The following is a 13,441-nucleotide window of genomic DNA, read 5'->3' on the forward strand; positions in this document are numbered from 1 at the left end:
AGTATGAGAACCAAGTCTTTAAAAAAGAACAAAATTAACGTAATCACTCTTGGGTGTTCAAAAAATGTATATGATAGTGAAGTACTTATGGGTCAGCTTCGTGCAAACGGAAAAGAAGTAACTCATGAGGCTACTAAGGATGAAGGAAACATTATTGTAATTAACACTTGTGGCTTTATTGATAATGCGAAAGCGGAATCAGTAAACATGATTTTGGAATATGCAGACAAAAAAGACAAAGGATTAGTTGATAAAGTTTTTGTAACCGGATGTTTATCTGAGCGTTACAGACCTGATTTAGAAAAAGAAATCCCAAATGTTGATCAATATTTTGGTACTACTGAATTACCTCAATTATTGAAAGCTTTAGGAGCTGATTATAAACATGAATTATTAGGAGAAAGATTGACTACGACTCCTAAAAACTATGCTTACTTAAAAATAGCTGAAGGATGCGACAGACCTTGCAGTTTTTGTGCAATTCCGTTGATGCGTGGTTCTCACGTTTCGCAGCCAATTGAAAAATTAGTTAAGGAAGCACAAGGTTTAGCTAAAAATGGCGTTAAAGAATTAATACTAATTGCTCAGGATTTAACGTATTACGGTTTAGATCTTTATAAAAAGAGAAATCTGGCAGAATTGTTAGAAGCTTTAGCAGCTGTTGAAGGAATTGAGTGGATTCGTTTGCATTATGCTTATCCTACTGGTTTCCCAATGGATGTTTTGGAATTAATGAAGCGAGAACCTAAGATTTGTAATTATATTGATATTCCGTTGCAGCATATTTCAGATTCAATTTTGAAATCGATGCGTCGCGGTACAACTCAGGCTAAAACAACACAATTATTAAAAGATTTCCGTGCTGCTGTTCCCGGAATGGCAATTAGAACTACTTTAATTGTTGGATATCCTGGTGAAACGCAGGAAGATTTCGAAATCTTAAAAGATTTTGTTCAGGAAATGAAGTTTGACAGAATGGGCTGTTTTGCTTATTCTCATGAAGAAAATACACATGCTTATTTATTAGAGGATAATGTTCCGGATGATGTAAAACAAGCAAGAGCAAATGAAATCATGGAATTACAATCGCAGATTTCATGGGATTTGAACCAAGAGAAAGTTGGACAAGTTTTTAGATGTATTATTGACAGAAAAGAAGGTGCTCATTTTGTGGGAAGAACGGAGTTTGACAGTCCGGATGTTGATAACGAAGTTTTAATAGATGCGTCTAAACATTACGTAAAAACAGGCGAATTTGTTAATATCAAGATAATTGAAGCAACAGAATTTGATTTATACGGAGAACCTGCTTAAATTTACCGTAAAACTAGTGCTAACCTTAGACAAAACAACTTTATGAAAGCTACTCAAAACTTAATTCTATTAGTTTTTACATTATTCTGTTTCAATTTTGCTTCGGCTCAATACGGAAACGGATATGGTAATGGTTACGGCAATGGCTATGGTGGAGGCGGCTACGGAAGAGGCGGCGGAATGGGCATGGACAGAAGCATGATGGGAGGTCCGCAAGGCAATACCAGCAAACCTAAAGAAATACCTGTTGAGGAAACTGCCGGTAAGATCGTTGAACAAATGAAACCTGTTGTAAATCTTGATGAACTCCAGGTAATTGCGATTACAAATGTTTTTTCTGAAAGTTTGAGAGAACAAGGAATTCTTATAAAAAATGAAAGCAGCAGCCAGGACGAGAAAATGGAGCAGCTAAAAGCTCTAAAAGAAAGCATGGACAAAAAAATAACTGCTTTTTTAAATCCTGATCAAATCGAGAAGTACAAAAACTTTATGGCTGACTTTAAAGAAATTAAAAAGTCAAAATCAAAAAAGAAAAAAGATAAAGATTCAAAAGATAATAAGGAAGAAGAAAAACCAGCTGAAAAAGTTCAGGAATAATTGTTCTAATTCTATTATAAAATGTAACCAACCATGGCAAAAAAACATTTTTGTTATTTGTTTTTAGCAATTATCATTACTTCTTGCTCAACAAATCCATATAAGCATACTGAAAAAGCTTATGACCAGCAATTAAAGACCTTAGAGAATCAAATTACAAGCAAAGAAGCACAAACAATTCCTCCGGTAAGTCCGTTGATTATTGACACTACTTATGCTTCTCAATTAGGTATTATAAAAGATACATTGTCTAAAACAGGTTCAACTGCCTTATTAAACGGAATTAGCACAGAATGGATTGGAACTGTAAACTTCAACTTAAGAAAACCAAGTTTTGTTATCATTCATCATACTGCTCAGGATTCTGTTCAGCAGACTATAAACACTTTTACTAAAACCAAAACTCAGGTTAGCGCTCATTATGTGATTTCTGAGAATGGAAAAGTGGTTCAAATGCTGAACGATTATTTAAGAGCTTGGCATGCGGGAGCATCAACCTGGGGAAAAAATACTGATTTAAATTCTTCTTCTATAGGAATTGAATTAGACAATAATGGTTTCAAACCTTTTACTGAAGCACAAATCAACAGTTTAGTGGCATTATTGACAAAACTTAAAAAGGATTACAATATTCCGACTCAAAACTTTTTAGGTCATGCTGATATTGCTCCGGGAAGAAAACAAGATCCTAGTGCTTTATTTCCGTGGAAAACATTAGCAGAAAAAGGTTTTGGAATCTGGCCGGATGAAGTTCTAGAAGAAGCGCCGTTCGACTTTAAAATCGAACCTGCCTTGAGAATTATTGGTTATAACACTAAGAATCTTTCTGCAGCCATTCAGGCTTTTAAATTGCACTATATCCAAACAGATGCAACTGCAACGCTTGACCGCAAAACAATTGACACGATATATTCTATATACAAAAAACAACTGCAATAAATAGTTTTTTAAAAGACATAAAAAGTGCATTTCTAAAGGTTTAGAAATGCGCTTTTTTTATGCTGGTAATTTAAGTTTTGCCACAGATTAAAAAGATTAAAAAGATTTTTTACTCTTTGGGTTGATGTTTTTTTTGCCACGAATTTCACGAATTTTCACTAATTATTTGTGGTGTAAACTGTTTGCAAGAAATGAATTTCAAGGTTTCTGTTAAGAAATTTCATTAACGATACTTTGTGTAATGATCTAAAAGTTAAGCAAAATTTAATTCGTGAAAATTAGTGAAATTCGTGGCAGAAAAAAATCCTTTTAATCCTTTTAATCTGTGGCAAAAAAACAAATAAAAAAGCTGCCAAAACATTAGTATGTTTCGACAGCTCCAAAAAAAAAAAAAATATCAATCTTTATCTCTAGAAAGAGTATGTTGTAGCAAGCAAAGCGAAGAATGATCCTCCAGTTGGAGCAGCATCGCTGTCTAAGAAAATATCTTCAGAAGCAGCATCGTATCTTAACTCAGGAATTATTGTTAGTTTTCCAACTTTATAGTTTAATGAAACTGTGTTTGCAAATACATTAGATCCAGTTAATGTTCCTAAACTTGGAGCAGCATCTTTTGCATCAAAATATTCAACTCTGTATGCTAAAAGCAAAGATGGGCTGAATGAATAATTTGCATATCCTACTAATGAGAACCACTCACCATCTAAAGTACTATCGAAATCATGTTTCGTTTTAGCGTAAGTTGCATTAAATCCAAGTCCGAAACTGTCGCTTATTGTTTTAGAAGCAGTCAAATCGAACTGAGTTTTATTTTCGTTTGATACTGGTATTGTACTTCCAGGAATTGGATTTGTACTTCCAGATGTAAAGTTTAAATAAGCACTTCCTGTATCACCCACAAAACCTACTTGTCCGATATACGTTTTTTGAGTAGAACCAGCATCCATTGCCGATTTAAAATCTGTTGGGTTAGTTATACCAAACATAGCAGTGAATTTACCAGCTGTATATTGTGCTTTAACCCCAGTATTAAAAAATGGTCCATAAGAGAAAGCATAAGACATACTGTAGTTTTTATTGTCTACGGCATCTAATACTTCATAACCTATATGTGTACCAAAGCTACCGGCAACAACTTTAAATTCTTCAGTAATTTGGTAAGTGAAATATAATTGTTTAATTAAAAATTTAGCGTTTATATCTTTATCTGTTGTTTCATTGTATGAGAACTCTCCTGCTCTTTTTCCGAAACCTAAGTCTACAAAAACAGAAGCTTTTCCGAAAGTATGACTAGCTTCAATCGAAGCCATTCCTAATTCAAACGAATCCTGAGAGTTGGTAAAGCTCGTTAATCCGTTCATTTGTTTAGAAAAATCATATTTATAGTAAGCGTCCGCAGACCCTCCCCATGTAGTTGCTGGTGAAGTTGCTTTTTCATCCTCTTGTGCAAAAGCAAAAGAACTCGTTAAAGTGGCAGTTAAAATGTAAAATACTTTTTTCATGTGTTAATTGGTTTTTAGTTATTAATTTGATTTTGGTTAGTTAATCGTTTATATATCTATTTAATAGTATAAGTCATTTTTTAAAACCTTGAATCTCCCCCTAAAACCTCTTCATTTTCATTAGCGAATTTATTAACTTTTGTATGAGTAGAATAATTGGAAAGTACTTTTTTGGCTTTTATAGCGAAGAATTATGGATTACAAAAATTAAACTGCCAATAATCGTTATTTGACATTTATAGCGTTTTGTTTTTGAAAATTCAACAACACATTTTTGATGTTTTAAACCAAAAAACAAGGGTTAAACTAAATTAACACACCAAAAAAAGACTTAAAATCATCTTAAAAATACTTTTAAAAAGTATTACCCCATATTTTTTTAGGGGTATGTTTAAAAACAAAACATAAAACTAAAAATAAAGACATTAATCTTCCAAAAACCAACAACATCAAAGCTTAATGAAAAATTCCTACAAAAACAAATCGCTAAAAACAACTATTGAAGATGTAATTCAAGGCTCAAAAAATGGTTCATAAAATAAAAAAGCCTGTTCAAATTTGAACAGGCTTCCTTATTATATAAAAGAGTTTTTTTATTCTTGCGTATTATATTTTCTTAAAAATTCCCGAACCTTAATTCCGGATTCTTTTAAATCTTCATCTTTCCACTTTCCATCAGATTTTGCTGTTTTTTGTAAAATGGAACAAGTTTCATCTTTATCTGAAACTGACCATGTTATCCAGCTTAACTTTTTTGATTCCATCCAGTCAATATATTCCTGCCATGCTTTTACATTTAAAGGTCCGTCGCCAGAAGCCTCCATCCCGGCAGATTCAGAGATAAAAATAGGAGTACCTCTTTTTAATGCCTGATCTGTTCGGTCTCTTAATTCCTTGCCGTGCGTTGCGGCATAAAAATGCATGGTATACATTATATTATTGTATCCTAAAATTGGATCTTCTGCCGGAAGGTCAACATCCTGATCCCAATGCGGCGATCCTACTAATATAATATTGTTTGGGTCATTTTCTCTAATTACCTGTATTACTTCTTCAGCATAGGTTTTTACTTCCCACCAGGTTTCATAATCGGGTTCGTTAAATATCTCATATATAATGTTAGGGTACTTGGAGTACTTTTGGGACATTTCTGCAAAAAATGCTTTTGCTTGTTTTAAATTAACATTATGACTGTGCCAATCGATAATTACATAGATATCAGATTTTATAGCACCATTAATTACGGCTTCTATTTTTTCTTTTGAAAACTGAGGATCATTAGTATAGGAGTAATCTCCGAGTTCGATTCCCATTGCGGCACGTACGACATTGCAGTTGAAATCCTTTTTAAGCCAGCTTACAGCTTTTTCGTTATAAAATCTCGGCCACATACTATGCCACCCGAAACTTAATCCTCGCAAAACAATGGGTTCATTGTTTTTATCTACTAACTGAGTTCCCTGAAGACTTAATTGACCATGTTTTTTCACAAATTGCGCTTGTGCTAAGCAGCATACTAATAAGAATAAAATCGTAGTTGATTTTTTAAACCTCATCATAAATTTAAATTTTAAAGAGACAATTTTAAAGAGACAATTTTAATGTTATGCAATCATGTGAAGCTAATTCTGCTGTAAAATTCTTTTTCGTATTTCCTGAATCTTTATTTGTCCAAAGATTCTTTAATTTGAATGTAGTTTTATTAAAATCAGCTTCATAGCCGAAATCTACATCTTTTATTGCATTCTTTTTCCAATCGAAATTAATTTTTTTAGTAGCCTCACTTCTGTTTAAAAAAGTAACGGCCCAATTTCCATCTGAAAGAGGTTTAACCCAAACTTCTAAACCATCTTCTGCAGAATGTTTGAAACCCTGAATTCCTAATTTATCCTGATTTACAGCGATTAATTCTTTATTGGTTAAAATAGCCAATGTTTCTTTAGACATTTTTCTATAATCATTTCCAGTAAATAATGGCGATGATAACATACACCACATAGCAAAATGCGATTTATCTTCGGTATCGTTCATTTCGTTTCCAACTTCCATCATATCAAAATCATTCCAATGATCTGGACCGGAATATTTACGAATGTCTTTTCGCATTTCGGCTATTTTCATAAATCCCCAAGACGACCAATTTTCAGGATGTTTAAATTCGCAGTCAAAACAAGGATAAATATCTCCGGAAATTCTCCAAAGATTTCCAACAGGTTTTCCCCACTCCCACGGCTGATTGTCTCCCCATTCGCAAAGACTGAAAACAATTGGTCTTCCGGCAGTTTTTAATGCGCTGCTCATTGTTGTATATGCTTCTGGAGCAGTTATTCCTTTCGTGTTACACCAATCGTATTTTAAAAAGTCGATTCCTAATTTAGCATAAAAACGGGCATCCTGATATTCGTAGCCGCGCGTTCCCGGATATCCTGCGCAGGTTTGCGTTCCCGCACAATTGTACAAGCCAAATTTTAAGCCTTTGCTGTGTACGTAATCAATCAGCGCTTTCATTCCGCTTGGAAATTTAACGGGATCAGGAACTAAATCTCCATTTGCATCGCGTTCTCTGGTCATCCAGCCGTCGTCTAATACAATATAATTGTAACCCGCTGCCGCTAATCCTGATGAAACCATTATATCTGCTGTTTCTTTTACTAACTTTTCATCAATATTGGTTGCAAAAGTATTCCACGAATTCCATCCCATTGGCGGCGTCATGGCTAAACCTTCAAATTTTCCTGCTGCCTGTGTATGTGTATTCCCTTGGCTGAAGCCGAAAATTGAAGCACATAAAGCTAATCCTAAAATAATTTTCTTCATTTTATAAAATTTAAAAAGACATTATAAAAAGATATTCCCTAACTTTTCAATTAGGGAATATCTTAAACTAACTCAAAAAAGCAATTTTATTTATTTTAATACGAATCCTATATCATCAAATAATACCGTATTACCTCCATCATTATTTGATTCCTGGAATGTAAGCATTGTAAGACTTGTCGGGTTTCCTAAATCGCTAAAAGGAATTTCCAGATAAACCCATGTGCTTGTAACAGGTAAAACATAATTTACACCGCCGTTTACACTAAAATTAACGCGTCCGGTTTTTGTTCCTTTTATAGCGATACGCAATGCTTTGTATGGAGTTAAATCGACATTGAAGCCCCAGTTTCCTCCATCCCATTGACCAAATTCCCACTGCCATGATTTTTCGCCCTGATAAGAATCTTTGTCATAAGCAAAATTAACTCCTTTGCCTGCCCACGGGCCTCCCCATTGCATACCATATAACATATCATCATACAAGGCTGTTCCTATCGCTTCTTTTGATACGGCTGCTCCAGATATATTGGCTACAGAAAGATATCTGTGATTTGCATTTGCCGGGATTTTAACTACGATTTGCTCTAAAGTTGAAGATACTACGGTAACAGGAACTGCAGGCTGTGTTGCTGTTTCTGCCAAAGTAACTACAGGATTTAAGAAATATTTACCTTTTATTATTACCTGATCACCCTCTGCACAATTGATAGAATTAAAACCACTAAATGTAGGTACCGGAGGCGCAACTGTCAAATTATAAACAACAGTTCCTCTATCTGTAACCACTTTTAACTGATTAGAAGCATTCGCATAAGGCGTATCTTCATCTACCAATATAATGATATCTGTATCGGTTACAAACGTTGGTCTGAAATAAGTATCGAAGTCATTAAAGTATACTTTTTTTGTGGTAAGCAATCCTTTTCCGTGAATTACATAATAGTTTTTTGGATCTACTAATGTTACCGGAGTTAAAGGTTTAAGGGTTCCATCTGCATTATAACCTGAAGGCATAACAGATTCTATTACAGGCGCACCAGTAGAAGCCTCAGCACTGCTGTCATCACTTGAGCATGAAGTAAAAAGCATTAAAGATAACATCCATGCCATGCATGCTGCTAACGAAACAATTTTTATATTTTTCATATTTTTATTTTTAAAAATTATTTAAAAGTATACGGTGCTACTTCTGTTAATTTTGGATTTTTAATTAAATCATCTGCCGGATAAGGCAGTAAAAGATTTGTTGCCGAAATTGTAATGTGTTTTGGCGTTTCTTTATCTCCTCTGTTTTGAGCTTCTAAAATTGCTTTTGCTTTTGCAAATGGCAAACGTCCTAAATCAAAATAATAATCTCCTTCGCAAGCTAATTCTGCACGTCTTTCTTTAAAGATATCATCAAATGAAATAGACGCTTTTATTGGCAGACCCGCTCTTTTACGAACTGCATTAAATGATTTTAAGGCTGCAGGATCTGAAGTGCTTCCGGTTTGCGAACCTAAAATAGCCTCGGCATGAATCAATAATAATTCAGCATAACGCATCATATAACTATTCATACTGCTTTCTCCGTTAAATGGTGCGTTGAATGGTCCTGTTATTGGTAAATTTTCTTTTCCGATTACATATTTTTTCAAACCAGCTCCAGAATTCTGAGCTTCGTTTTCTTCTTCAAAAGTATATCCTAAAAGTTTTGGAGAATCTACTGCAAGTGTTTGTGCATATGTTAAGTTTGGATAATAATCTCCAGGAAGCATGAATGTTTCTGCTCTTCTTTTATCGCCCGGCTCATAAACATTATGAATTAAATCCTGAGACGGTGCAATTTGTCCTGAATAGGAAGTTTCAACCAATCTGTTCTCCGGAGCAAATAATGTGTTTGAAAAGTTTCCTTCAAAGTACGTTCCTGCACCAGTCCATTGCCATGAAAAGATAGACTCTTCATTATTATTATTTTTTTGAAGCCATAAGTCAGCAAAAGATTTAGTTGGAAGTTCATCTCCGCCTAATAATTTAAATTCTCCGCTGTTGATTACTTCCTGAGCCAAAGCTCTTGCCAATTCATATTTCTTTTGATATAAATATACTTTTGCCAATAGTGCTTTTGCAGAACCGCTTGAAACGTGTGCATTTGAGGCATAGTCAGATCCTCTGTTTTTAGATCTTAAATTAGCAATGGCAAATTTTAAATCGTTCTCTATAAACGTATAAACATCTGCTACAGGATTACTTGGAATCACAAAATTCTTAGAATAATCGGCATTGTTTTCAATAATAGGTACATTTCCCCATAATCTTACCAAAAAGAAATATGAAAAAGCTCTGATAAAGTGCATTTCACCTAAAGCATTGTTTAACGCTTCACTGCTTACATCCGGCCCAACACTTTGAGGCAGTAAACCTATATAGGTGTTACAATTTGCAACAGCCCCAAAACAAGATCTCCATGAATCTCCAATAAAAGACTGTGAATTTGTAAAACTTAAATCTGTGAATTTACCAAACTCGTTATAAGGTCCTGCATACATATTACCAGATATAACATCTGTAATACCATAAAAGCCTTCCTTGTTCATATTAAACCAAACAATGCCGTAAAGTCCGTTACTTGCATTGTCCAGTTTTACATCAGAATCGTAATAGTTTCCTATTGTTGGCACTCCTTCTGCAGGCACATCTAAAAAGTCCTGAGAGCAAGAAGAAGATATTAACATCAGTAGTGTCAAAGCTACGGCACCACCTCTTTTTATTATATTTTTCATATTAATTTCGTATTAAAATTCAACATTAAAACCAAAAGATATTTGTCTAGGCACAGGATAACGACCATTATCAACACCAGATAATAATGCATCCTGATTATAAGAACCAACTTCAGGATCGTATCCTTTATATTTGGTAAAAGTGTATAAGTTTTGTCCAGAAGCGTAAACTCTCAATCTTGTTAATTTTATTTTTGAGATGATGTCAGAAGGAAGTGAATACCCTAAAGTTACATTCTGAATTCTTAAGTAAGAACCGTCTTCGATAATTCTTGACGAAACTGCATTGTTGATATCATTGTAAGCAGAAGGTCTAGGCAGTGAAGCATCTAAATTATCTGCAGAATAAAAATCAGCAGCATCAGTTAAATAATTAGTCCCTAAATTACTATTCAAAGTACCAGACATACGAGTTAAATTCATCAGTTTGTTTCCGGCAGTTCCCTGAAGGAAAATAGACAAATCAACATTTTTGTATTTAAAGTTGTTTGTAAATCCGTAAGTGAATTTTGGATTTGGATTTCCAATCGTAACTAAATCTTTAGTGTCAATAATACCATCATTGTTTTGATCTTTATAAATAACATCTCCTTTTACAAAGTTTGGCAATAATGAATTGGTTCCGTTTTTCAGCACCACTCTTGTTCCACCTGCAGTTTCGTGACCATAAGTCAATAAATCTTCGTCTGTTCTGTAAATTCCTGTTGCTTGATAACCTATAAATGAACCTATTGGCAAACCTTCCTGAGTTCTTGATACTGTTACTGTATTATAAGCTAATGTTCCCATTGTTTTTACAATGTTTAAGCCCGCCATATTCGTAACCTCATTTTCATATTTTGTAAAGTTTGCACTTGCATTCCATGAAAAGTTTGGCGTGAATTGCTGTGTATAATTAAGTGTAACCTCAATACCTCTGTTTTTCATACTTCCAAGGTTAAAAGATGGAGGATTTACACCACCTTCATAATCACCACCTCCAGAAAGGAAGTTTGGCAAAGGAACCTGATACAAGAAATCTTTAGAAACTTTTTGATACACATCGATCGTTGCAGAAAGTTTAGAGTCAAACATTGTAAAATCTAATCCTAAATTCGTCTGCTCCTGAGTTTCCCATTTCAAATCTTTATTAGCTGTATTTGATGGCAGGTAAGACGTTCCCATTGTACTATTAATTAAATGCAGGTTAGAATCGTATAGATTATTACCAATCTGGTTATTACCAGTTTGTCCCCAGCCTACTCTCAATTTAATATTGTCAACATATTTTCTGGTACTTTCCATAAAATCCTCATGAGAAAGTTTCCATGAACCGCTCGCAGAACTAAAAACACCCCATTTATTTCCTACGAAAAATTTTGAAGATCCATCTGTTCTAACTGCTCCGGTAACACTGTATTTATCACCAAAGTCATAAACCACCCTTCCTAAATAAGAAGCCAAAGTCTGAGTTCCTGAATAAACTCCACTTGTAACCGCTTTTGATAAATCAGAAGCCGCTAATGATTTATCATTATTATCTTTATAACCATAACCTGTTATTGTATATCCTTCCCAGTGCGCTCTGTTTGACTCCTGAACCGCAAGAATCGTAAAATTATGTCTGCCAATAGTGTTTCTATACGTAAGCATGTTTTTTAAGTTCCATGAATTACCCGTAGAAGGATTGTGATATAAATTAGCAAAACTTTTTACTGCATTCCCCAAAGAATACATTGGATCAAATCTTTCTCCTAAATTGTCATATATATAACCACCTGCTTCAAAACGATAATCCAAACCTTTTACGATATCAACCTGAGTATAGAAATTTCCTGAGTAGTTTTTTCTAACCAAAGTATTTGATCCTAATAAAGAAGTCGCAACCGGGTTAACAAATGATGTTGCTCCACCAGCAGGCGGTCCGGCAAAAGCTCCCGAAAGTTCTCTAACCGCAACATCCGGAGTTGCTAATAATGAAGTTGCCACAACTCCGTTAAACTGTCCGTTTAGCGTTAATTTTTCATCTGTAATTGCACCGCTAACATTAACTCCAACTTTTATAAATGAATTTACTTTAGCATCAATGTTTGCTCTAAAATTGTATCTTTTAAATCCAGATTCAATAACAATTCCTTCCTGATTTAAAACTCCTCCTGAGATATAATAATTCACTCCTTCTTTACCACCTGAAAAAGAAAGCTGATTTGAACTCATAAATCCTGTTTCATAAATAGCATCCTGCCAGTCAGTACCTTTTCCTAAAAGTTCAGGATGAGCAAATTCTGGTCTGTAAGAAGTTGGATCATAAACTGAAGATAAAGCATTTTGATGCGCCGCATATTGCTGCAAATTCATTGAATGAAGTTTCTTTGGAAGGTTACTTATAGTATAAGAATTCTCGAAAGATAATTTACCAGTACCTTTTTTACCAGATTTTGTAGTTACAATTACAACACCATTTGCACCACGAGAACCGTAAATAGCTGTTGCCGAAGCATCTTTTAAAATATCAATAGATTCAATATCACTTGGATTAATTAGCGCTAAAGGGCTTTGCGTGATATTACCATTATTAGAAAAGTTAGAATTTCCCTGAGCATTTCTTCCAGAAGTAGATGAGTTTCTTGCATCTCCCGAAATTGGCACACCATCAATTACATACAAAGGTTCGTTTGTTCCTGTTAAAGACGAAACCCCTCTAATTCTTACCGAAACGTTACTTCCAGGCTCACCAGAGTTACTATTTACAACAACCCCCGCTGCTTTACCCTGCATCATTTGATCAAACGAAGCAACTTTTAGGTTTTCAATATCTTTTGAACTAATACTGGAAATAGCACTGTTTACATCTTTTCTCTTTTGTGTACCGTAACCAATTACAACTACATCTTTTAAGTCTTCAGCACTTGATTTTAAAATTACATTGATTGTTTTTTTACCATCAACTGCAACTCTTTGCGTATTAAATCCGATAAAGGAATATACTAAAGTTCCATTTGCAGGAACATCAATAGAATATTTTCCGTCAAAATCAGTTGAAGTAGTTGTCTTTGATCCTGCTATCGAAATATTGGCACCAGGAATCGATAAACCTTTTTCATCAGATACCGTTCCCGATACTTTAACCTGAGCAGCAATATAATTACTTGTCAGTAACAAAAATAAAATCAGAGGAACCGCTCTGTGGTTAGCGTTCCAATGAATAAAGTTAGTCATTAGTTTTTTCATAATAAGTGTTTGGTTAGTTTAAATTTGTTCAATTCATAATTCAGCAGTAAGGGTATCTTTTACTTCGAAATTATTTAACAAATCTATAACAGATGAGATTATCAAATCGATAGTATTACATCATTTAATGATAATATTTTTACTATATCTCCTTAAAAAAACACATAATAAAATAAAACCATATAAATATTGAATTATTCGCAATGAAGCTACCCTTAACAACCATAATCTATAAAGAAAAGTTAACGAAATCGTAAAAATCAAACGTTTTCGTTAAAAATAATATTTATTTGTGCA

General features: G+C 34.1%; 9 protein-coding genes. 3 read left to right on the forward strand and 6 right to left on the reverse strand.

Features of this window, described 5'->3' with window-relative positions:
* Positions 1 to 3: 3 nt before the first annotated feature.
* The 3 genes from rimO to NLJ00_RS24405 are packed head-to-tail and all read left to right on the forward strand — an operon-like array spanning position 4 to position 2,850.
* Entirely contained in the window at positions 4 to 1,314 is a 1,311-nt protein-coding gene (rimO, locus tag NLJ00_RS24395; protein WP_053473847.1) for a 30S ribosomal protein S12 methylthiotransferase RimO, read from the forward strand.
* 42 nt (positions 1,315 to 1,356) lie between these two features.
* A complete protein-coding gene (locus NLJ00_RS24400; protein ID WP_053473846.1) occupies positions 1,357 to 1,911 on the forward strand; it encodes a hypothetical protein in 555 nt (184 codons plus the stop codon).
* Positions 1,912 to 1,944: 33 nt separating this feature from the next.
* On the forward strand, positions 1,945 to 2,850 hold the full coding sequence (locus NLJ00_RS24405) for an N-acetylmuramoyl-L-alanine amidase (protein WP_053473845.1): 906 nt from the start codon (positions 1,945 to 1,947) through the stop codon (positions 2,848 to 2,850).
* Between the two features lie 410 nt (positions 2,851 to 3,260).
* Here the strand turns inward: NLJ00_RS24405 and NLJ00_RS24410 are convergent, their stop codons facing one another.
* The 6 genes from NLJ00_RS24410 to NLJ00_RS24435 form a co-directional block, all read right to left on the reverse strand.
* Positions 3,261 to 4,352 (reverse strand): outer membrane beta-barrel protein, encoded by a 1,092-nt coding sequence (locus NLJ00_RS24410; protein ID WP_256635744.1) that lies wholly within the window; start codon positions 4,350 to 4,352, stop codon positions 3,261 to 3,263.
* 593 nt (positions 4,353 to 4,945) lie between these two features.
* Complete coding sequence (locus NLJ00_RS24415) at positions 4,946 to 5,911, reverse strand: glycoside hydrolase family 5 protein (protein WP_256635745.1); 966 nt, start codon at positions 5,909 to 5,911, stop codon at positions 4,946 to 4,948.
* 25 nt (positions 5,912 to 5,936) lie between these two features.
* Positions 5,937 to 7,169 (reverse strand): glycoside hydrolase family 27 protein, encoded by a 1,233-nt coding sequence (locus NLJ00_RS24420; RefSeq protein WP_256635746.1) that lies wholly within the window; start codon positions 7,167 to 7,169, stop codon positions 5,937 to 5,939.
* A 90-nt stretch (positions 7,170 to 7,259) separates the two neighbouring features.
* Positions 7,260 to 8,318 carry a hypothetical protein gene (locus NLJ00_RS24425; RefSeq protein WP_256635747.1) on the reverse strand — a complete coding sequence of 353 codons (1,059 nt, stop codon included), beginning with the start codon at positions 8,316 to 8,318 and terminating at the stop codon, positions 7,260 to 7,262.
* Positions 8,319 to 8,335: 17 nt separating this feature from the next.
* On the reverse strand, positions 8,336 to 9,934 hold the full coding sequence (locus tag NLJ00_RS24430; RefSeq protein WP_256635748.1) for a RagB/SusD family nutrient uptake outer membrane protein: 1,599 nt from the start codon (positions 9,932 to 9,934) through the stop codon (positions 8,336 to 8,338).
* Between the two features lie 12 nt (positions 9,935 to 9,946).
* The gene (locus tag NLJ00_RS24435; protein ID WP_256635749.1) at positions 9,947 to 13,144 is read right to left on the reverse strand and encodes a SusC/RagA family TonB-linked outer membrane protein; all 3,198 of its coding nucleotides are present in this window, start codon (positions 13,142 to 13,144) and stop codon (positions 9,947 to 9,949) included.
* Positions 13,145 to 13,441: the final 297 nt, after the last annotated feature.

Origin of the sequence: Flavobacterium panici, from assembly GCF_024499525.1 — a bacterium.
GTDB lineage: Bacteria > Bacteroidota > Bacteroidia > Flavobacteriales > Flavobacteriaceae > Flavobacterium > Flavobacterium panici.

Bases quoted from the DNA above. Each gene is read 5' to 3' on its own strand.
- NLJ00_RS24405 (WP_053473845.1), top strand. From the start codon at position 1,945: ATGGCAAAAAAACATTTTTGTTATTTGTTTTTAGCAATTATCATTACT.
- NLJ00_RS24400 (WP_053473846.1), top strand. From the start codon at position 1,357: ATGAAAGCTACTCAAAACTTAATTCTATTAGTTTTTACATTATTCTGT.
- rimO (WP_053473847.1), top strand. From the start codon at position 4: ATGAGAACCAAGTCTTTAAAAAAGAACAAAATTAACGTAATCACTCTT.
- NLJ00_RS24420 (WP_256635746.1), bottom strand. From the start codon at position 7,169: ATGAAGAAAATTATTTTAGGATTAGCTTTATGTGCTTCAATTTTCGGC.
- NLJ00_RS24425 (WP_256635747.1), bottom strand. From the start codon at position 8,318: ATGAAAAATATAAAAATTGTTTCGTTAGCAGCATGCATGGCATGGATG.
- NLJ00_RS24415 (WP_256635745.1), bottom strand. From the start codon at position 5,911: ATGATGAGGTTTAAAAAATCAACTACGATTTTATTCTTATTAGTATGC.
- NLJ00_RS24410 (WP_256635744.1), bottom strand. From the start codon at position 4,352: ATGAAAAAAGTATTTTACATTTTAACTGCCACTTTAACGAGTTCTTTT.
- NLJ00_RS24430 (WP_256635748.1), bottom strand. From the start codon at position 9,934: ATGAAAAATATAATAAAAAGAGGTGGTGCCGTAGCTTTGACACTACTG.
- NLJ00_RS24435 (WP_256635749.1), bottom strand. From the start codon at position 13,144: ATGAAAAAACTAATGACTAACTTTATTCATTGGAACGCTAACCACAGA.